The organism is Mediterranea sp. An20, from assembly GCF_002160055.1.
Lineage (GTDB): Bacteria > Bacteroidota > Bacteroidia > Bacteroidales > Bacteroidaceae > Bacteroides > Bacteroides avicola.
The window spans coordinates 84,446-104,611 of sequence record NZ_NFJV01000009.1 but is presented as its reverse complement, the minus strand read 5'-3'; the positions used below and the strand labels follow the sequence as shown (position 1 = coordinate 104,611).

General features: G+C 47.3%; 17 protein-coding genes and 3 tRNA genes. 4 read left to right on the top strand and 16 right to left on the bottom strand.

Going from position 1 to position 20,166, the window contains the following annotated elements:
- Positions 1–10: 10 nt before the first annotated feature.
- Entirely contained in the window at positions 11–250 is a 240-nt protein-coding gene (locus B5F34_RS07135) for a DUF2007-related protein (RefSeq protein ID WP_087336549.1), read from the bottom strand.
- Positions 251–709: 459 nt separating this feature from the next.
- On the opposite strand from B5F34_RS07135, the gene B5F34_RS07130 reads away from it, so the two are divergent.
- Positions 710–922, top strand: a complete 213-nt coding sequence (locus tag B5F34_RS07130; protein ID WP_087336547.1) for a hypothetical protein — start codon at positions 710–712, stop codon at positions 920–922.
- A gap of 309 nt (positions 923–1,231) precedes the next feature.
- On the opposite strand, the gene B5F34_RS07125 is transcribed toward B5F34_RS07130, so the two are convergent.
- The 5 genes from B5F34_RS07125 to B5F34_RS07105 form a co-directional block, all read right to left on the bottom strand.
- On the bottom strand, positions 1,232–3,616 hold the full coding sequence (locus B5F34_RS07125; protein WP_239448847.1) for a TonB-dependent receptor: 2,385 nt from the start codon (positions 3,614–3,616) through the stop codon (positions 1,232–1,234).
- 86 nt (positions 3,617–3,702) lie between these two features.
- Positions 3,703–4,302, bottom strand: a complete 600-nt coding sequence (locus B5F34_RS07120; RefSeq protein WP_087336543.1) for a LuxR C-terminal-related transcriptional regulator — start codon at positions 4,300–4,302, stop codon at positions 3,703–3,705.
- A 12-nt stretch (positions 4,303–4,314) separates the two neighbouring features.
- Entirely contained in the window at positions 4,315–5,916 is a 1,602-nt protein-coding gene (locus B5F34_RS07115) for an FAD-dependent protein (RefSeq protein ID WP_087336541.1), read from the bottom strand.
- Positions 5,917–5,922: 6 nt separating this feature from the next.
- Positions 5,923–6,714 carry a porin family protein gene (locus tag B5F34_RS07110; RefSeq protein ID WP_087336539.1) on the bottom strand — a complete coding sequence of 264 codons (792 nt, stop codon included), beginning with the start codon at positions 6,712–6,714 and terminating at the stop codon, positions 5,923–5,925.
- 19 nt (positions 6,715–6,733) lie between these two features.
- Positions 6,734–7,909, bottom strand: coding sequence for a PCMD domain-containing protein (locus B5F34_RS07105; RefSeq protein WP_087336537.1), 1,176 nt, complete (start codon positions 7,907–7,909; stop codon positions 6,734–6,736).
- A 504-nt stretch (positions 7,910–8,413) separates the two neighbouring features.
- Here B5F34_RS07105 and gmd point away from each other — a divergent pair.
- On the top strand, positions 8,414–9,469 hold the full coding sequence (gene gmd, locus B5F34_RS07100) for a GDP-mannose 4,6-dehydratase (RefSeq protein ID WP_087336535.1): 1,056 nt from the start codon (positions 8,414–8,416) through the stop codon (positions 9,467–9,469).
- A 162-nt stretch (positions 9,470–9,631) separates the two neighbouring features.
- Here the strand turns inward: gmd and B5F34_RS07095 are convergent, their stop codons facing one another.
- The 6 genes from B5F34_RS07095 to B5F34_RS07070 all read right to left on the bottom strand — a co-directional run bounded on the left by B5F34_RS07095 (position 9,632) and on the right by B5F34_RS07070 (position 14,563).
- On the bottom strand, positions 9,632–11,620 hold the full coding sequence (locus B5F34_RS07095; RefSeq protein ID WP_087336533.1) for a fructose-1,6-bisphosphatase: 1,989 nt from the start codon (positions 11,618–11,620) through the stop codon (positions 9,632–9,634).
- 262 nt (positions 11,621–11,882) lie between these two features.
- Positions 11,883–13,544: a putative transporter gene (locus tag B5F34_RS07090; protein ID WP_087336531.1), complete on the bottom strand. Its 1,662-nt coding sequence runs from the start codon at positions 13,542–13,544 to the stop codon at positions 11,883–11,885.
- Positions 13,545–13,555: 11 nt separating this feature from the next.
- Positions 13,556–14,221, bottom strand: a complete 666-nt coding sequence (locus tag B5F34_RS07085) for a DedA family protein (RefSeq protein ID WP_087336529.1) — start codon at positions 14,219–14,221, stop codon at positions 13,556–13,558.
- An 80-nt stretch (positions 14,222–14,301) separates the two neighbouring features.
- Positions 14,302–14,373 (bottom strand) — tRNA-Glu (locus B5F34_RS07080).
- Between the two features lie 15 nt (positions 14,374–14,388).
- Positions 14,389–14,461 (bottom strand) — tRNA-Lys (locus B5F34_RS07075).
- Between the two features lie 13 nt (positions 14,462–14,474).
- Positions 14,475–14,563, bottom strand: a tRNA-Ser gene (locus B5F34_RS07070).
- Between the two features lie 420 nt (positions 14,564–14,983).
- On the opposite strand from B5F34_RS07070, the gene B5F34_RS07065 reads away from it, so the two are divergent.
- On the top strand, positions 14,984–15,568 hold the full coding sequence (locus B5F34_RS07065; RefSeq protein WP_087336527.1) for a Crp/Fnr family transcriptional regulator: 585 nt from the start codon (positions 14,984–14,986) through the stop codon (positions 15,566–15,568).
- Positions 15,569–15,591: 23 nt separating this feature from the next.
- Positions 15,592–16,692, top strand: a complete 1,101-nt coding sequence (locus B5F34_RS07060; protein ID WP_087336525.1) for a GDP-L-fucose synthase — start codon at positions 15,592–15,594, stop codon at positions 16,690–16,692.
- Between the two features lie 110 nt (positions 16,693–16,802).
- On the opposite strand, the gene B5F34_RS07055 is transcribed toward B5F34_RS07060, so the two are convergent.
- The 4 genes from B5F34_RS07055 to pstA all read right to left on the bottom strand — a co-directional run bounded on the left by B5F34_RS07055 (position 16,803) and on the right by pstA (position 20,139).
- A complete protein-coding gene (locus B5F34_RS07055; RefSeq protein ID WP_087336523.1) occupies positions 16,803–17,405 on the bottom strand; it encodes a riboflavin synthase in 603 nt (200 codons plus the stop codon).
- Between the two features lie 338 nt (positions 17,406–17,743).
- A complete protein-coding gene (gene phoU, locus B5F34_RS07050) occupies positions 17,744–18,442 on the bottom strand; it encodes a phosphate signaling complex protein PhoU (RefSeq protein WP_087336521.1) in 699 nt (232 codons plus the stop codon).
- A gap of 60 nt (positions 18,443–18,502) precedes the next feature.
- Entirely contained in the window at positions 18,503–19,255 is a 753-nt protein-coding gene (gene pstB / locus B5F34_RS07045) for a phosphate ABC transporter ATP-binding protein PstB (RefSeq protein ID WP_087336519.1), read from the bottom strand.
- A 23-nt stretch (positions 19,256–19,278) separates the two neighbouring features.
- Positions 19,279–20,139 carry a phosphate ABC transporter permease PstA gene (pstA, locus tag B5F34_RS07040; protein ID WP_087336517.1) on the bottom strand — a complete coding sequence of 287 codons (861 nt, stop codon included), beginning with the start codon at positions 20,137–20,139 and terminating at the stop codon, positions 19,279–19,281.
- Between the last annotated feature and the right edge of the window lie 27 nt (positions 20,140–20,166).

The window sequence follows — 20,166 nt, the reverse complement described above, 5'->3', positions numbered from 1 at the left end:
TTTTCTGTTGTTAATCCACCGAATTTTCCCTACTCCGTTCTCGAATCACGTCCATAGCCGGTTCGTAATCGGCCTCATTGACCACCACGGCTACATCCACCATCGCTTCCGGCAAAACACCAACGGCCAGGATACCATCTTTAATATTAGAATCAATGCCTCTGTCCTTCAACAGCCCTTTTATCAGTTCCGCCTCCCAGAGCGAACCGGAGAATACCTCCACAAGCTTACTCTTATCGTTCTCTTCCATAATCCTTAGTCATTAAAGTTAATACCCTACAAATATAGCATTTTGTTTTGGAAAGACACATTTTATCCAAGAAAAAATAGTTTATTAAGAATCTATTTATTACCTTTGCAATATCACAAGGTTTTACACCGAGTGATAGGCAGCATTGAAAAAACGTTTTTAAACGATATACTGAGCGCCGCTGAGTCTGCAAGACCAGCTACAAGATAAAGATTAACAAACAACGGGAATGACTGTCCAAATATTATATGTATAAATCATAAGAGAACACCTGATAAGGTATTCGTTCCAATACTTGTTTATTCCCGTTTCCTTTGTTCTATCTTCAGTATCCAGACGGGATAATTACTCAGGAATCGTTTGCTCCCCCAGCGTTTTCTCAATATGCCCTATACATGACAAACACTTGAGAATAGTGCCTACTGTCTGAGGGAGCAAGAAGGCAATGAAAAAACGATTATGAAACCTATTGGAGTTCTGATTAAAGAAGAATTAGATAAACAAGAGCGAAGCGTAAGCTGGTTTGCACGTAAACTTTCTTGCGATCGCTCCAACATATACCGCCTGTTCCAAAAAGAGAGCATTGATACCAGTCTGCTTACGCGTATATCTATCGTATTAGGACGTGATTTTTTTACAGACTTATCCGAAAATGTCCGTGAAAAACTATAATATTTCTCATTCCGGACTCACCCTGCGGACGAGAAAGAAACGGGTAACTGTTTCTTTGACTATTACAGACATGCTCTGATAAATTATCCATACTTTATGTGAGACGGAAATATGACAGAGGGGAACAGTATCTCCTCTCTGTGGCATACCCCGACCCGACGAATGACAACAGGCTGTCTGCAGGGGAACCATTTCCAAGCAATAAGAAGCCGACTTCCAAGCTACAAGAAGCCGGCTTCGAAGCTATAAGCAGCAAACTCATCATCACTTAGAAAAAAAGACAAGAGGGAAAGGCCTGCCGCTGCGACATCAGAACCTGCATCTCAGCTCGATACCTGCCTGCAAGGGGCGTCCACGTTGCATGAAACGGTTGCCCATGCTTTCAAAATAGAAAGAGGTATAGTCTTTGTTCAAAGCATTGCGTATCCAGAAAGCAACAGACCCTTGCCCTTTCTCCAGACTGAGACGCGCATTCAGCGTCCCATAGAACGGCTGGACAGCATTGTTGCTTTCCGTCCAATAGACAGAGCCGGCTGCGCTATAGTCGGCATGCAGACGAATGTAGTCGAAAAGCTTATGCGGTTGGAGCGCAAAGACATACTGTCCGCCCACGTTCAAGGTATGCCGCGGAATAAAAGGCACCTTGTATCCCCGATAGTTCACTTCCTGCCCTTCATCGTCCACCGTTACATAATTACGGAAAGTGGCATGCGTATAACCATACGATACATTCAACGTGAAAGCATCGGTCAGACAAGCCGTCACACAAGCCTCAGCCCCCACACTGCGGCTTCGGCCGGCATTGCGGGTAACGCGCCCCATGCCGTTGTCCGAAAACTGCGAGACTTGCTGGTCGCGAGTGTTCATCCAGAATGCGGCCAGGTCGGCAGTCAGGCGCTTTTGCCATCCGGTAAGATGCGTACCGATTTCATAGCTCCACGTATATTCGGGTCGATAAAGCGCCGTCCCCTTGACGTCCAGCTCCACAGTAGGCATCATGCTCGAAATCATGCCTGCAATAGGCTTCAACGATTCACTCTGCTCCATGGCTCCCTTCATTACGTTGATAAATTGAGATTGAACCAAATCGCTGAACATCTGAATATTATATCCTCCCGAGCGATAGCCCTTGGCCACGGTAGCATACACATTATTGGCGGGGCTCCACTCATATTGCACCGAAAACTTAGGTAACAATTGCAGATAGTCGTGCTTCATTTTGCCGGCCAGTGAAGAAACGGCCTGCATCTGCTGGTCTTCCAACCTCATGCCCCCCATAGCAAAAGAAAAGCCAAAGAGCATAGGGTCGCTGGCAGAAGAATAATCCAGCCACATCTTTTCATAATCCAAACGCAAACCGGCACTGACAGACAAGCCTTTTACAAACAAATCGTTCCAGGTGCTCTGATGATAGACAGCACCACTCATCTGGGGAGTAGAAAAGTCACCACCAATCAGTAACTGGTCATTGTGAATACTCAAAGCCATCTGAGGAGCCTGCGGCGAAGAGGGGAAAGCTGCATTGGCGTTGTCTTCTATCAATTCCTGAATACCCTGTTGCTTAAAAAGCACGGGAGCAGAAGTATCCAGCCACTGATAAAAACCGAACACACCCGTGGTCCACTGCCAGCGTTTACCGGGATTGGACTTCAATACAATCTCCTCACTGACAGTATTGGAACGTTGTTTTTGCACTAAAGTAAAAATGTCACGCGGCGTAAAGTCCTGGTCCATAGCCATACGGTCGTTCAGATGCTGGTAGCCGGTAATAAAGCTGAGGATAAAATCTGTAGCGTGATATTCGATGTTCATCCCTCCATTTAACAGACTTCGCCGGTAACCGCTCGGGTCATTATAAGCAATATGCCCTACATAGTCTTTTAGCTCGGATTCTTCATCGGAAGAAGAAGCAGAAACTGCCCCCATATAATAATACGGATAACCGCCCTGGTCGCTATATTCGTAATTGAGGTTCAAATCCAGCTTCAGATTGTCAGTTGGCAAGACTACAGCGTGGAGTCGACCGCCTCCGTTATCTCCCCGGTCTATCCGTTCATTATTTTTATAGGCATTCTTAAAAAAACCGCCCGCATGTTCGTAGAAACCTCCGGCAGAAAAGGCAAAACGCCTCGATATACGGTGATAATGAGTGAGTGAAGCATTGTAATCGCCATAAGTAGCAGCTCCAAGGCGCAAGTCAGTACCCTGATAATCAAACGGCGACTTGGTCTGCACCTTGATAAGTCCACCCATGGTGTTACGCCCGTAAAGCAGGCTCTGCGGACCACGCAATACCTCAATCTGCTCAATATCGGCATAATTAAAATCAAAAGCAGACTTGTCAATATAAGGGATATTGTCAACATATAATCCTACAGCAGGTGTATTGATACGGGAACCGATGCCACGGATATAAACTGCCGTAGTCAGACGGGACCCATAATCTGGAATAAACAGGTTAGGTATGACTGATGTCAACCTTTTAATGCCTGTAACTTGCTGCGCTCTCATCATTTGTTGCGACAAACGGGTGGAAGCCATAGGAAGTTCGCGCAGGGCACGGGTTTCCTTGGGGGTGGCTACAATGACCACTTCATCCATCTGGATGGAACGAATGGTATCGGTAGTTACTTCCTCGGCCCATAATGGCACAGCGACCCACCAGTATGCCGCTAACAGACACATTGCTTTCATCTTATTCATATTTATACTTGGGTTAAAAAGACGGGGCAAAGTAACGACATTTCCGGCAGGTAGGCAACCCTCATTTATGAGGATTCTTATATCTGGTCAGCCTCCACATAACCGTGCATCACTGCATAGATAGTAAGTCCCGGCACCGATTTAATGCCCAGTTTCTCTATAATGTTCTTGCGATGGCTGATGACTGTGGTCTGGCTGATGTGTAAACGGTCGGCTATTTCTTTATTAATGTATCCTCTGACAAGAAGCCGCAAAACCTCAATCTCACGGACGGAAAGCTCGTGGCTACCCATCCCGACATCTGTAGAAGAAGCTCCCACGGTAGAAGGGTGCCCACTCCGGTGACCAAAGCTGTGTAACTGCAAAATACTCTTAGCCAAGTGTTTCCCATCTTGCGAAATATCCAGCGTCTTCACGCCCGCCAGCTGAGGCAGATTATCGCCGGTGGCCAATACAATGGTCTTGGTAAGTCGCTGACGGAAAAAAGACACATGCTCAAAAAAAATCTGAGCCGATACAAAATAATGCACATACATATCCGGCGTGTCGTCCGTCAGTTCACCAAACGAACGGAACATACGGATGACAGCCTGCGGAATGAGCTCTTCCAACAGATTCTGGAGTCCTAAACAACTCAAAGTATTAGCATCTATAACGGCAATCTCAGGAACAGACATACGCTTCTCCAGTTATTGGGGTTCTGAACCTGTTAGGAAACAAGCTGCCGCTTCTGCACAACGCTCACCGTCAATAGCCGCAGAAACAATACCTCCCGCATAACCTGCTCCTTCTCCACAAGGGAAAAGCCCCTTCAGACGGATATGCTGCAACGTAACACGATCCCGCACAATACGGACAGGAGCAGAAGTACGCGTTTCCACCCCAATCATGACGGCCTCGTTCGTAAGAAAGCCACGTGCATTACGCCCAAATATCCGGAAACCTTCTGCCAGACGGGCAGAAATAAACGATGGCATCCAGAAATGCAAGGGCGAAGCCAGCAAACCGGGAGCATAAGAACTCTGAGGCAAATCAGCACTCAACCGTTTAGTACAAAAGTCATACATACGTTGTGCAGGAGCTGTTTGCTGCCGATTTCCTTGTTGCCAGCAAAGACGTTCTAACTGCTCCTGAAAATGCATCACATCCAACACTGAGCTACCGCTTAACGGTTCTCCTCCTTCCACACGTAAGCTTTTGTCCGACAAATCTTCGGGATGCAGCTCTACCACCATACCACTGTTGCTCCACTGTGAACCACGACTGCTGGGACTCATGCCATTGACCACTAACTGTTCGGGGCCGCTGGCTGCCGGTACTACAAAGCCCCCAGGACACATACAGAAGCTATATACTCCACGTCCCGCAACTTGAGTGACAAAGCTATATTCTGCAGCCGGCAAATAAGCTCCGCGTCCTTCCTTATTATGGTATTGCATACAATCTATCAGCTTAGCAGGATGCTCCAAACGCACACCTACGGCAATGCCTTTGGCCTCCATCTCCACCTGGTTCTCGGCCAACCAACGATAGACATCACGGGCAGAATGCCCTGTCGCCAGAATCACTGCCCCCCGATATAAATCTCCAGAGTCAGTTCTAATGCCAATCACCCGGTCACCTTCGAGCACCAGGGCATCCATTCTTGTCTGAAAATGCACCTCCCCTCCACACTGCAAAATAGTACGCCGTATGTTTTCGATAACACGTGGCAACTTATCGGTGCCGATATGAGGATGCGCATCCACCAATATAGATTCGGAAGCCCCATGCTGACAAAATACAGAAAGGATTTTTTCTACATTGCCGCGCTTCTTACTCCTTGTGTAGAGTTTTCCATCCGAATAAGCGCCTGCCCCTCCTTCTCCAAAGCTATAATTCGATTCCGGATCTACGACCTGCATGCGGCTTATCTGTGCCAGATCTTTCTTACGCTCACGCACATCTTTTCCCCGCTCCACAACAATCGGACGTAATCCCAACTCTATCAAGCGCAGAGCCGCAAACAATCCACCTGGTCCCGCACCTACTACAATTACCGCCGGACGCCCGTCGACTATCGGATAGGCAATAGGGCGATAGGTAGGTTCATCAGGCATTTCATTCAGGAAGACCCGCACACTCAAATTGACAAAAACCGTACGCTGCCGGGCATCTATGCTGCGCTTGAAAACCCGTATAGCTGTAATATCCTGAGAAGAAAGCCCCTTCTCCTGTTTGAGATATTCCTTTAAGTTATGTTCATTAGCGGCTACCTCCGGTAAGACGCGTAGAGTGAATTCTTGTATCATGCGCGTTCAGAATGCGTAACCAAATCCTACATTCAGATAGATAGGATACATGGCAAAGGTAATTGTCTGGAAATCTTTCTTAAAGATATCGTTCAGCCCCCACGTCAAATCGCCATGCACAGTCAAATGCTTGAAGGCACGCCAAGAAACACCAGCCTGTACGCCCCACTGGAACTTACGCAACTCATCGGAAAAGTCATAAGGAGCGATACTCTCACCTTCGAACACTACCTTGTTTCCTGTGGGGTCGCCCTCGCGCAGGTAACCGTCGAACACATGACCGGAGAAGTCACCGCTGGTACGGAACGACACATACGGCCCGGCGCTCAGCCGCAGACGGTCGTTCACCTTCCAGGCTGCCAGCACGGGTACGGTAAAGTAAGAAGCCCGGAATTTGGTTTTCACCCTGCCCGTCCAGTTGCCCGACATGCGTTCGCCACCGTCACCAATAATTTCCATGCTGTAGTTCTTGGTTGTGGCTTCTGCCTCCATACCTTTGCTTTCGACACGCAGACCCAAGATAAATCCCCAGCGTTCTTGCTTGCCCAACCATTTAATGATATTTCCCTCGATGGAGAAGTTAATGTTAGGCGCATAGCTGTCCAGCGAACGGATCTCGCGAGGCAGAGGAAGCGGCGAAGCACCTCCGATATTGATGCCGGCTCTTACCTCATACTCCAGACCATAGAGAGCAGATTGAATGATACCGCGGTTGCGGTCTTCCTGCGCCTGCAGGGTATTGGCTATTCCCGTCAGGAGTAGCACGAGAATTCCTATGATGGTATTTCTTTTCTTCATGTTTTGTCACTCTAATTGATTATTCTTCTGTTACGGCATCTTCATAATCCAGTTCCACTTCATCAATGCTCAGCGTGCTACCCGGTGCTCCTTCGAAGTAGTCGCCGCGGATGCTGGAGGCAAAGACTATGGTGAGGCAATATTGGCCTTGAGCCAATTTATCGTAGTCTACCGTCTTGCCGTCGCGGAAAGTGAAGGGGATTTCAAAATAAGTCCACTCATCCGTTTCCGGCATGTCATCCTGATTGATTACGGCCGTAGAAATAACCTGTTCGTTGTCTTCGGACAGGATGTCTGTAGCGTCCAGTATGGGACGTTCCTCAGTGCTTTCGTAGAACACGGCGTAGATATTGCCCTGGTCTTTCCGGCCGGGCACAGGACTGAGCTTGTCTTCCGCACTGGTATCCAGTTCGTAGAAGGTGTCGCCAGACTTATACTTATAATAACCGCTCAGCCGGGTAGGCACATGTTCGAACTGCAAGCCGAACTTGGTCGCAGTCAGCGCATTGTTCAAAGCATCCAACACATCAAACTGCCCCAGGAAGAGATTGCCCGAAGCAATAGGCATGTTGACAAGTTCGGCCAGCCCGCCTGCCCGCCGTGTCACCATTGTCACACACTTACCTTCGTATCCGTTATCGTCCTGATAAGTGAGGAAGTTCACCGGATTGTCTTCGCGGGAATCAGCCAGAGCAAAGCCAGGATTACCGCTGGCCCAAGCAAAGGTCTCTACTTCTGCCTGGTCTACTTCGTAAAAAATGTGATATTTGCCTCCACCACCCATGCGCACATGCTCAAAGCTGTATTTCGTATTCGTGATGCCGCTGGTAGTCACCGACAGACGATAATGCCGCTTCCACAAGCCATCTTCGGACGTTACGATATAATCCTGCGAATCGGTAAAATCCAGCGTCGTACCGCTGGCAGGAACCACACTGGCTCCTTCCGTCAAGGTCAGTTCGGGAGCCAGACGGGTCACATCCGTACCTTTTTTCACATACAGTGTCACGGGATATATAAGTCCGCCACTTGGCGTCGTGATAGCGTCGCCAAACTCCGCGCTACGGTTCATCACGTCCCCCGCCAGGGTAACGCTCTCAATATCTGCCTCTGTGTTCAAGGCTTCCTCGCGGATGCACGAAGAAAAAAGGCCTGTGCCCAGCAGAAGACAAATAATCGTAAGTTTCAGTTTCATAAATAAAAAATGTCCTTTTTAATTTCGTATTCGGGTGCAAAGATACGAAATAATGTCTTTGCCCATACATTTTATCCATTTTTATGCGGAAAGACAGAAACTTATGCAAGTTTTTTAACGGAATTTAGCGACAAATTCATAACCCATAAACCGGAATATCCCCAACGGACAGAAATCAGGCCGCTCAGTAAACGACAGACAGTTGAGAAACCTGCCGATTATTCCGGTGAGTCTTTCATAAAAAATGCCCAAGCGCTATGCAGCCAATAGCCAGGCGCTAAGCAGCGGATTTCGAAGCAATAAGCAGCGCGCTCGTTATATACAAAAAGCAACATAGTGATTATCAACAAAGTATATATCCATACACGATAACATTCCGGCATTGGTCGAAAAATCAGAATCACCTTCATCTGCCATTTGAAACTTCCACCCTCCTTATTTGCTCCATTTCCACTAAAGTCGTATCTTTGTCCACCATACCAACCAATATCAGAAAAAACAGAAATGAAAACAGCTCTTATCTCCGGCATCACAGGACAAGACGGCTCGTTCCTGGCCGAACTCTTGCTCCAGAAAGGTTATGAGGTCCATGGCATTCTACGCCGCTCCTCGTCGTTCAACACAGGACGCATCGAACATCTCTACTTCGATGAATGGGTGCGTGACATGAAACAGAAGCGCCTTGTCAACCTGCACTATGGCGACATGACAGACAGCAGTTCACTCATACGCATCATCCAGCAGGTACAACCCGACGAGATATACAACTTAGCTGCCCAAAGCCATGTAAAGGTGAGTTTTGACGTGCCCGAATATACCGCCGAGACCGATGCGGTAGGCACCTTGCGCATGTTGGAAGCCGTGCGCATATTGGGCATGGAGAAGAAAACGAAAATCTACCAGGCATCTACTTCCGAACTTTTTGGCAAGGTACAGGAGGTGCCTCAGCGGGAAACGACGCCTTTCTATCCGCGCAGCCCCTACGGAGTAGCCAAACAGTACGGATTCTGGATAACGAAGAACTACCGCGAAAGCTACGGCATGTTTGCCGTGAACGGCATTCTCTTCAATCACGAAAGTGAACGACGGGGAGAGACGTTCGTCACCCGCAAAATCACGCTGGCCGCCGCTCGCATTGCCCACGGGCTGCAAGACAAGCTCTACTTGGGCAACCTCAACGCCAAACGCGACTGGGGTTATGCCAAGGACTATGTGGAATGCATGTGGCTGATGTTGCAACACCCCACGCCCGAAGACTTCGTCATAGCCACAGGAGAGATGCACACCGTGCGCGAATTCTGTACGTTGGCCTTCAGTGAAGCAGGAATAAGCCTGCGATGGGAAGGAGAAGGAGTTAACGAAAAGGGTATTGACCAGCGCACCGGCCGCACGCTCGTCGAGGTTGACCCCAAATATTTCCGTCCTGCCGAAGTAGAACAACTGCTGGGCGACCCGACCAAAGCCAAGACCTTGCTTGGATGGAACCCGAGGCAGACCACCTTCGAAGAACTGGTACATATCATGGTGAGCAATGACTTACAGAACCTAAAATCCCTATAGGGAACCACCATGCTATATAAACAACAACAGATGATACAGATATGACAGATGTTCGAAGCCTGCGGACTGAATCAGGACTGAAGAAATCTGTTTAAATCTGTATCATCTGTGTGCCATTCAGGGGCGTACAGCCAATCGATTATGGCATTATGCCCTTCGCCCCTACTCTTTTTCCTTGATAAGACCCATCCGGTAGGCAGCCAGCAGTTTCTCCAAATCGGCAATCTGCGTGACAAGCTCCGCCCCTTTGTCGGTATCCTTCACCATCATACGCTGCGAATTGAATTCAACGAGGAAGGTGGTCGACTTGATGTCCAATCCCTCTTCAATAGCCTTCTGCCGGCTCTGAAAAGGCTCGTGCTGAACCAATTGCAAGCCGTGCGAATGATACACCAACGTATATCCCGCAATACCAGTCTCAGGCTGATAAGCCTTGGAAAATCCTCCGTCTATCACCAGCAACTTACCGCCCGCCTTTACCGGCTTCTCGCCCTTAAGAGTCTTGACCGGCACGTGACCGTTGATGATGTGCGAATGAGGGCCGGGCGTTACGCCAAACTCCAGAAGAATGCGGTCGCAGGTTTCCGCTTCATTGCGCAAAGTATAATAATGACCCTTGGTTTCTTTACACAAATCCTTGTCGCCCACAAAATACCGCTCAAAGGTCGCCATTTTATCTTTGTCGAACGAGGGAGCATCGGGACCACACCACAAATACCACATATAATCCACCGCAAAATCCGTACGGGATGTTCCTTCTTCACCGAAATAAGCTGTGCGTATCAGTTGGTCGGTCTTCTGTAGCAACTTATGCCCCCAATACTCCTTACCGTTTATGACCACATGCCTGAAGCTGCCGTCTTCGTTCAGAGGTACAGAGGCATGGTAGAGCAAATTACTGTTGCACACCAGATACATCCCCCCATACGTGTAAAGGCAACGCATGTGCTTCCTCAACTTCTCACTGTTCATAAACGAAGCATGAATCTTGCCCACCAATTCCTCTTCCTCATCGGTAAGCCGATACGGATTGGCCGGGTCAATGGTAGGAAAGTTCATATCACGCAAAGGATATTCCTTACCTTCATACACAAAGATTCCACGCTTATAATCAATCTTGTCCAATAACTTACGCCCCTGCATGCCAAATTCCGGCCGACGGTCGATGATAGCCGCTTCCAATTTGAACTGAATGACGGTAATGGCCTTGTGCATCTGTGCAATCAGCTTCAGTGTCTTCTCATTATGCTGCCCGTCGGAAAAATCCGTCTTGGGCATGAACACCGTGCAAGGGTCGTCTCCATAAGTATCCATGGCAAAAGTCGCCAAAGGCAAAAGGTTGATGCCGTATCCGTCTTCCAGTGTAGCCAGATTGCCGTAACGCATGGACAGACGAATTACATTGGCTATACAGGCATCATTACCCGAAGCCGCTCCCATCCAGAGAATGTCGTGGTTCCCCCACTGGATGTCGAAGTTATGATAATCACACAGAGTATCCATGATGATGTGTGCGCCGGGACCTCTGTCGTAGATATCGCCCACTATGTGTAAAGAATCAATGGTAAGGCGTTGGATGAGGTTGCACATGGCCACAATGAAGTCGTCAGCCCGTCTGGTCGAAATAATGGTAGAGATGATAACATTGATGTAAGCTTGCTTATTGGGGTCTACGCTCGATTCGTGCAACAGTTCCTGAATGATGTAGGAGAACTCCCCAGGTAAAGCTTTGCGCACTTTTGAGCGCGTGTACTTGGAAGATACGTTCTGACAAACCTTCACCAACTGGTTCAGCGTAATCTGATACCAGTCGTCCAGTTCCTTCTCCTGCGCTTTAATCAGTCGAAGTTTCTCTTCCGGGTAGTAGATGAGCGTACACAATTCTTTCTTTTCGCTCTCCCTCAAAGCATGGGCAAAGATTTCGTTCACCTTGCGCTTCACCGCTCCCGAGCCATTTTTGAGCACGTGCTGAAAGGCTTCATACTCACCGTGTATATCCGTCAGAAAATGCTCTGTGCCCTTAGGCAGGTTGAGTATGGCCTCCAAGTTAATGATTTCAGTACTAGCGTCAGCTATGGTCGGAAAACTGCGCGAAAGAAGCTGCAAATAACGCAAATCGTTAACAATAGATTCTGGACTTATGTTTCCCATATAGGTTTTGATTTAATATTATAACCAATTGGATTCAATCATACCAAACGCAGAGATACAAAGGCTCGAAACAACAAGTCTTTCCAGACGGAAGCGTCTCTTCCCCTTACATCTCTGTGCTTGATATAAAATACTATGCATATACCATGTTATGAATCGGAACGCAAATTACACAATTTACGCCAAATATTCATCATTTCATGAGCTTTTATTTTGCGCAAAGATGCAATTTCGTTTTCCAACAAGTTTGCTTAAGCTATAACTACAGCATAAACATCAATACAAGCTGCGCTATGATGACCCTCAAAAACATGCAAAGAGGATACACCGTGGCATAAGCTACCGAAGGATGATCGCCCGGAATGATGTCGTTGGCATAATTCAGAGCCATAGGATTGGCCATGCTTCCACACAGCATCCCCATCGCTGAGCCAAAGTCGACCTTCAACGACTTGAAAGCAATAGCACCAACCAGCAGCACAGGCACCAGAGTCAATATAAAACCGGTACCTATCCACAGAAGCCCTTCCGGACGAAACACTGTTTCAAAGAAATGCTCACCCGCATCCAGCCCCAGACAAGCCAAATAAAGCGAAAGACCGAGGGAGCGGAGCATAAGGTTGGCACTGCGGGTAGTATAAGTAATCATGTGCAAACGCGGACCGAAAGTACCTATAAGAATCCCCACAATAATGGGACCACCTGCCAGCCCCAACTTAACGGGAGAACTCATACCTGGCAGAAATATAGGAATGGCACCTACCATAAGTCCCAAGACAATACCAATGAACACTGCCACCAAATTAGGTTCTTTCAGGCTTTTCACAGCATTGCCCAGTACCTTCTCCACGTTGTGCAAGGCTGCAGCTTCACCCACCACAGTCAGACGGTCGCCCAACTGCAGACGCAACCCGGCCGTAGCCAACAACTGCACACCGCTACGGTAAATACGGGTAATGTTAACACCATAGCTGTTGCGCAAATGCAACGACCCCAGTTTTTTGCCGTTCAGTTCCGGACGGGTCACCACGATACGTTGCGAGATAAGCTGGCTGTCGATAGCATTCCAGTCAATATCTTCCTTGTTCCAATCGGTATGCTCCTGCTCACCGAAAAGCACCGTAAGCGTCGGAGCTGCTTTTTCGGAAGTAATCACCAGTAAGCGGTCACCTTCATGAATTATTGTATCCGATGTAGGTATGGTCACTTTACCATTCCGCCACAAACGGGAGATAACAAACTTGGCATAATGCAGTTCTCCTATCTCCCTGATATTCTTGTCGAATATAGCAGGATTATGCACTTGAAAGGCGGCAATATAGGGTTTGTTGACATCTTCTTTCTCTTTTTCCTGCAAATCCTGCGGACGAGTAAGGAACTTTCGCAGCAACAAGATGGCCAATATCACGCCCACCACCCCTAAAGGATAAGTCACAGCGCACCCCAATGCAGGTCCGGAGGCGTCCATCCCCAATTGCTTCAGTGTCTGCTGGGCAGCACCCAGAGCAGGTGTATTGGTAGTGGCTCCACACAGAATCCCCACCATATCCGGCAAGGAAATGCCCAGCACACAACTGCCCACCAAGGTAAACAACGTGCCTACCAACACCACAGCCACCCCCAGCATATTGAGCGTAAGCCCGCCACTTCGGAAAGAGCTGAAGAATCCAGGCCCCACCTGCAATCCTAAAGCATAGACAAATATCACCAGGCCGAAACTCTCGGCATAATTCAGCATCCCGGCGTCAATCTTCAAACCGAAGTGTCCGGCCAGGATACCTGCAAAAAACACAAAAGTAACGCCCAGCGAAACGCCCCAAATATGCACCTTGCCCAGCCCCAACCCAATGGCTGAGATCAGCGACAGCACCACAATGGCCTGCAGGGCGGTAGGCTCTACAAACAAACTATATAACCAATCCAAAGCGGTAAGAATTAAGATTCGGCATTCTGCGAGCGTTCTTTCTTCAGTTTCCTCCGCTCACGCAATACCTCAACGATGGCCGGCAGGATAGAAATGACAATGATAGCCACAACCAACAGCTTCAGATTCTGCTGCACGAAAGGCAAATCGCCGAAGAAATAACCGGCATAACAGAAGAGAGCCACCCACAAGGCACCACCCGTCACATTATAGAACATAAAATAATAGTAGTGCATCTTACCCATACCAGCCACGAACGGTGCAAAAGTGCGGACAATGGGAACAAAACGAGCTATAATGATGGTTTTCCCGCCATACTTCTTATAAAAACTGTGCGTCTTGTCCAGATAACTCTGCTTGAAGATTTTTGAATGGGGATTACTGAAGAGCCTTTGCCCAAAGAAATGCCCGATGGCATAATTGCTCGAATCGCCCAATACGGCTGCCACAAAGACAATCAGAGCCAGAATATTCACCTCAAGCGGCATATTAGGCTGCGCAGCAATGGCACCGGCCACAAACAAAAGAGAATCGCCGGGCAGGAAAGGAGTAACGACCAAACCCGTCTCACAGAAAATCACCGCAAACAAAATGGCATACGTCCATAAATGATATTCCTGCACAATAGCAATCATGTGCACATCGATGTGCAGAATAAAATCAATAATGAAGTCCATAATTCTAATTCTTAGTTTGACATTAACCAAAAAAGGCGACCGCAAAGAAAATCCTGCAGCCGCCCATTTCACACTTTTTGTAGTGGATACGAGAATCGAACTCGTATTGCATGCGTGAGAGGCATGTGTCCTAACCGTTAGACGAATCCACCAACTTATCAACTCTGTACACCCTCAGGGATTCGAACCCTGGACCCACTGATTAAGAGTCAGTTGCTCTACCAACTGAGCTAAGAGTGCAAGTCATCAACTGCGGAAGCTGGGGGATTCGAACCCCCGGTACGAGAAAATTCGTACGGCAGTTTAGCAAACTGCTGGTTTCAGCCACTCACCCAAACTTCCTTAGTGACCAGCATTTTTTCAAATGCGGTGCAAAGGTAGGCAAAGTTTTGGATTCAGCAAACGTTTCAGGCACATTTTTTCAAAAAAAATAATCTTATCGCAGATTTGTCGCAAAATATACTGCTGCCTATCGAACGACTTTCCTGGGAAATTTCCGACATACAAAGCAAAAATTACACTGATAACCAGCATATTGCTTCTTATATATAACAAGTTTGCTCCTTATATAGGCCAAGCCGACTCCTTAGCGCGTAGAAAAACGCTCCTTAGCGCCGGCAAAACCGCCTCTCCGCATCCGGGGATTTGCCACGGAACCACCCGACACGACCGACAGTCGTATGACACCACAAAAAAGTTCAAACCTCTTCGCAGTGGGAATGAGGAAATAAGCTATATTTGCAGAGAATTAACCTAAAACGAATGGATACATTATTAAAAGAAACCATCAACGAAACCGTAAACCGGCGCTACCCGGAATTAGATACGGAAAACCGAAAGCTTTTAGAAGGAATAGCAGTGCGCAAAGAGATGGAAAAGGGAGAAATTCTTCTGAAAGAGGGACAGGTGAGCCACGATTTCATTGTGGTGGCTAAAGGAATGGTACGCCAATTTTATTACAAGAACGGAAAAGATGTCACCGAACACTTCTCTTATGAAGGGGATATTGTGATTTGCATAGAAAGCATTATGAAACAAGAACCTACGCGACTGATGGTAGAGGCTCTGGAGGCAGGCACGGTCTATATGTTGCCGGCCGACAAAATGCTGAAACTGTCGCGCGCCTCGTGGGGAATCAATATGTTCTATCGCAAAATGTTAGAATTCAGCCTCATTGTCTCACAGGTGAAAGCAGACTCGTGGCGTTTTGAAACAGCCAAGGAACGCTACTTACACCTGATGAAAACCCAACCGGAAGTCATCCGGCGTGCCCCGCTGGCCTATATCGCCACTTACCTGCTGATGACTCCGGAAACTTTGAGCCGGGTACGCGCCGGAGCATTATAATAACAATATAAAACCATATACCCATGCTTGACAAATCAGCTAAAATATACGTGGCAGGCCACTGCGGATTGGTGGGCTCTGCCATCTGGAACAATCTCCAGCAAAGGGGATACACCCGGCTGACAGGAAAGAGCCATCGCGAATTAGATTTATTGGATGCAACGGCTGTACGGCGTTTCTTCGACAAAGAACAACCCGATGCCGTAGTGCTGGCCGCCGCCCATGTGGGAGGAATCATGGCCAACCTGCAATATCGCGCCGATTTCATTTACCAGAACCTGCAGATCCAGCAGAATGTCATTGGTGAAAGCTTCCGACATGGAGTAAAAAAACTGCTCTTCTTGGGAAGCACATGTATTTATCCGCGTGAAGCTCCTCAACCCATGAAAGAAGACTGCCTCCTCACTTCTTCTTTAGAGTACACCAACGAGCCGTATGCCATTGCCAAAATTGCCGGACTGAAAATGTGCGAAAGCTTCAATCTGCAATATGGCACCAATTACATAGCCGTAATGCCCACCAACCTCTATGGGCCGAATGACAACTTCCACTTGGAAAACAGCCATGTCTTACCTGCCATGATACGTAAAATCCATTTGGCCAAATGCCTCAACGAAAACAATTGGGAGGCTGTGCGCAAAGATTTGGACCTGCGCCCGGCAGAGGGTGTGAAAGGAAACAACAGCCAGCAGGAAATATTAGAAAAGCTGGTCAGATTCGGCATAACTCCAGACCATGTCACCTTATGGGGAACAGGCACACCGCTACGCGAATTTCTCTGGAGCGAAGACATGGCAGATGCCAGCGTACATGTATTGCTGAATGTAGATTTTAAAGATACTTATACCACCGGAAGCCGAGAGGTCCGAAACTGTCACATCAATGTGGGCACGGGAAAGGAGGTCAGCATCCGAGACGTAGCCGAAAAAATTAAAAACGAAATAGGATTTCAGGGAGAACTGCGGTGGGATACCTCCAAACCGGACGGCACTCTACGCAAACTGACCGATGTAAGCAAGCTGCATGCCTTGGGCTGGCATCACAAAATCGACATAGATGAAGGAATACACCGGCTTTATGACTGGTATCTGAAAGGAATCTGCATCAATCATCAGACAGAATAAGGCAGGGGCGCATACTTCTGCCTTTGAAACAGATTCTTCCTATTAATAACAAGGGGATAAGGCGACACAGATTTGCCCTATCCCCATGACATGCTATCTTTAAAAAGCACTTACTTATACTGAATCATCCGACTGATATACTTACCTATGATATCAAACTCCAGATTCACTACACTACCCACATGAATGTCATGGAAATTGGTATGCTCGAATGTATAAGGAATAATAGCAACCTGGAATGTATCATCCGTCGGATTACATACCGTCAGGCTTACCCCATTGACCGTCACCGACCCCTTATCTACAGTAATATAACCTCTCTTGGCCATCTCCTCATCAAAAGCATACTGGAAAGTGAAATAATAGCTTCCTTCGGCATCTTCCACCGCCGTACAAATAGCAGTCTGATCTACATGCCCCTGCACGATATGCCCATCCAGACGACCATTCATAACCATGCTACGCTCCACGTTCACCTCATCTCCCACCTTTAGAAGGCCCAGGTTCGAACGGTCCAGTGTTTCCTTCATGGCCGTCACCGTATAAGTGTCGTCGGTAAGCTTTACCACAGTCAGGCATACCCCATTGTGAGAAATGCTCTGGTCTATTTTCAATTCGCTCACAAATGAGCACATAAATGTGAAATGCACATTCTCCTGCTCTTTCACCATAGCCACCAAGGTGGCACATTCTTCTACTATTCCGGAAAACATAACTGTAAACTTTAAACTCGGGACAAAGATACAAAAGCCTTGGGAATCTATAACAAAAAACGGAAGCTTTTCACAAAGCCTCCGTTTTCAGTCTTCAATAGGTATTAGTTTTTTTTAAGGTAAAAAGATTGTTTTCAGGATAACGGTGCAAATATAGGCTCTTTTGAAGTGACTAACCAAATAAAAAAACATGTCCTATAACACATTTTTGAGAAATTATTTGATTTTATTAAAAAGTCGTAGAGTTTTTCTACATTTACAAAGATTTTCTAAAACCAGAAGTCGATTTTATTTCTGGAATTTCTGCCACTTATCCTAAAAATTATCTTTCCCCTTTTTTACTCTTTATCTTCTTTAGGATAGCCTTCGTACACTCTCCCACTATGTTTCAACACCTTGGCATCAATGAAAAAGACAATTTCTTCAGCTATATTGGTGATATGGTCGCCAGAACGCTCTAATTTGCGGAGAACGCTTATCAACTCCAAGCAATAACGGACATGATCCGGATGCTCGGCAATGTATTTTTCCAGAATAACCGGTGCCTCGGCATTGATTTGATCCAACAAATTGTCTTTGTCGAAAACAGAAATAGCCAATTCCTGGTTTTCTTCCTGCAGAGCCCGTTTGGCCAACTCCAACATCGAAAGCACTTGCGCAATCATTTCCTTCAGACGCAGACGCTCCAGCAAATCCGGATCAACATCGAAATCCACCGTGTTGAGGGTAAAGCGGGCAATACCTTCGGCAAAGTCACCCAAACGCTCCAAATCGTTGTTTATCTTCAGCATGGCTAACACAAAACGCAAGTCAATGGCCACGGGATTGTAGAGAGCTATAATGTCTTCTACATCGCTGTCAATCTTCAGCTCGAAAGCATTGACACGACGCTCGCACACACGTACCTGCTGGGCCAACTCGCGGTCAGAAGTCAGCACAGAATCACCAGCACGCTCCAACTGGTTATAAACCAATGTCCACATCTCGTCTATTTCTTTCTTCAGCAAGACGAGTTCAGATTCTATAAATTTCACCATAATCGTATGAATTTAATGTGTTATTCTTAATAATCGCCGGGAGAAACAGAAAGGACTTTCTTACCCGAATCGTCCTGTAATATAATTCTGCGTTTCCTGCTTCACCGGATTGGTAAAGATAGTCTTCGTATCGCCAATTTCCACCATTTCTCCCATATAAAAGAAAGCTGTACGGTCGCTCACACGGGCGGCTTGCTGCATGTTGTGCGTTACGATGACAATGGTATAATCTTTCTTCAGTTCGTGGATAAGTTCCTCCACTTTAGCCGTAGAAATGGGGTCGAGAGCCGAAGCCGGCTCGTCCATAAGCAATACCGAAGGAGAAACGGCCATGGCACGGGCAATGCACAGACGTTGTTGCTGGCCACCGGAAAGGGCATAGGCCGACACTTTCAGTTTGTCTTTCACTTCATCCCACAAAGCTGCTCCTTTCAATGTTTCTTCTACACGCTGGCGGATAAAACTTTCATCCTTTACACCGTTCACACGAAGACCGTAGGCTACGTTCTCAAAGATGCTTTTCGGGAAAGGATTGGGACGCTGAAAGACCATGCCTACATTCTTGCGCAACTCATCTACTTGCACGTTTTTAGCATAGATATCCTGACCGTCGATGAGTATTTGCCCTTCAAGGCGTATGTTCGGAATCAAGTCGTTCATACGGTTGAGCAGGCGCAAGAAAGTTGACTTGCCGCAACCTGAGGGACCGATAAAGGCCACCACCGATTTTTCTTCAATGTTCATGCTGATGCCTTTTAGAGCATGGAAGTCACCATACCAGAAGTTGACATCGTGCGTCTCGATTTTATTCATCTTATTTTCAGATTAATGATTTATCAATTCGTTTTAATCTTCTTCTCAAAATACTTACGCAGCGCATTCGCCAGCAAATTTACAAAAAGAATGATAACTATCAATACCAAAGCTGTGCCGTATGCGATGGGAAGTTGTGCATCGAGGTCTGTACCACTGGTAGAGATGACATACAAATGGTAGGGCAAGGCCATGCACTGGTCGAAGATGCTGCCGGGCAACTGAGGCAGGAAGTAAGCAGCACAAGTGAAGAGGATGGGAGCCGTTTCGCCCGACACACGTCCCAGAGCCAGAATAAGTCCGGTAATAATATTGGGCATACCCATAGGGAGTATGACGTGCCAAATGGTCTGCAACTTGGTAGCTCCCAGTGCCCGGCTTCCCTCACGCATACTATCGGGAATGGCTTTCAAAGCTTCTTCGGTAGTACGGATGACAAGCGGAAGAGCCAACAAGCCCAGTGTGAGAGAACCTGCCAGAATACTATCGCCAAAACCAAGATAGTTGACAAACAATGCCATGCCGAACAATCCGAATACGATGGATGGAATACCGCTCAGATTATTGGTCATTACGCGGATGAAGCGCACTATCCAGCCCTTGGGGGCATATTCGTTCATATAGATACCGCTCATCACACCGACCGGAAAGGCAAAGAGAGCACTGCCCACCATCAGCCAGAAGGTACCGACAATAGCAGGCCAAATGCCGCCGGCAGTCATACCATCCTTGGGAGCTGTCGTAAGGAAATCCCAATTAATCACTCCGATACCTTTGAATATGATAAAGCCCAGGATGGCGAAAAGAATCACCACCACACTCAGGCTAAGCAGACGGAACAGGCCGAATGCAATTTTCTGTGTCAAATGTTTCTTGCTTACCATAATATATATATGTGTATAAGGTTAGTC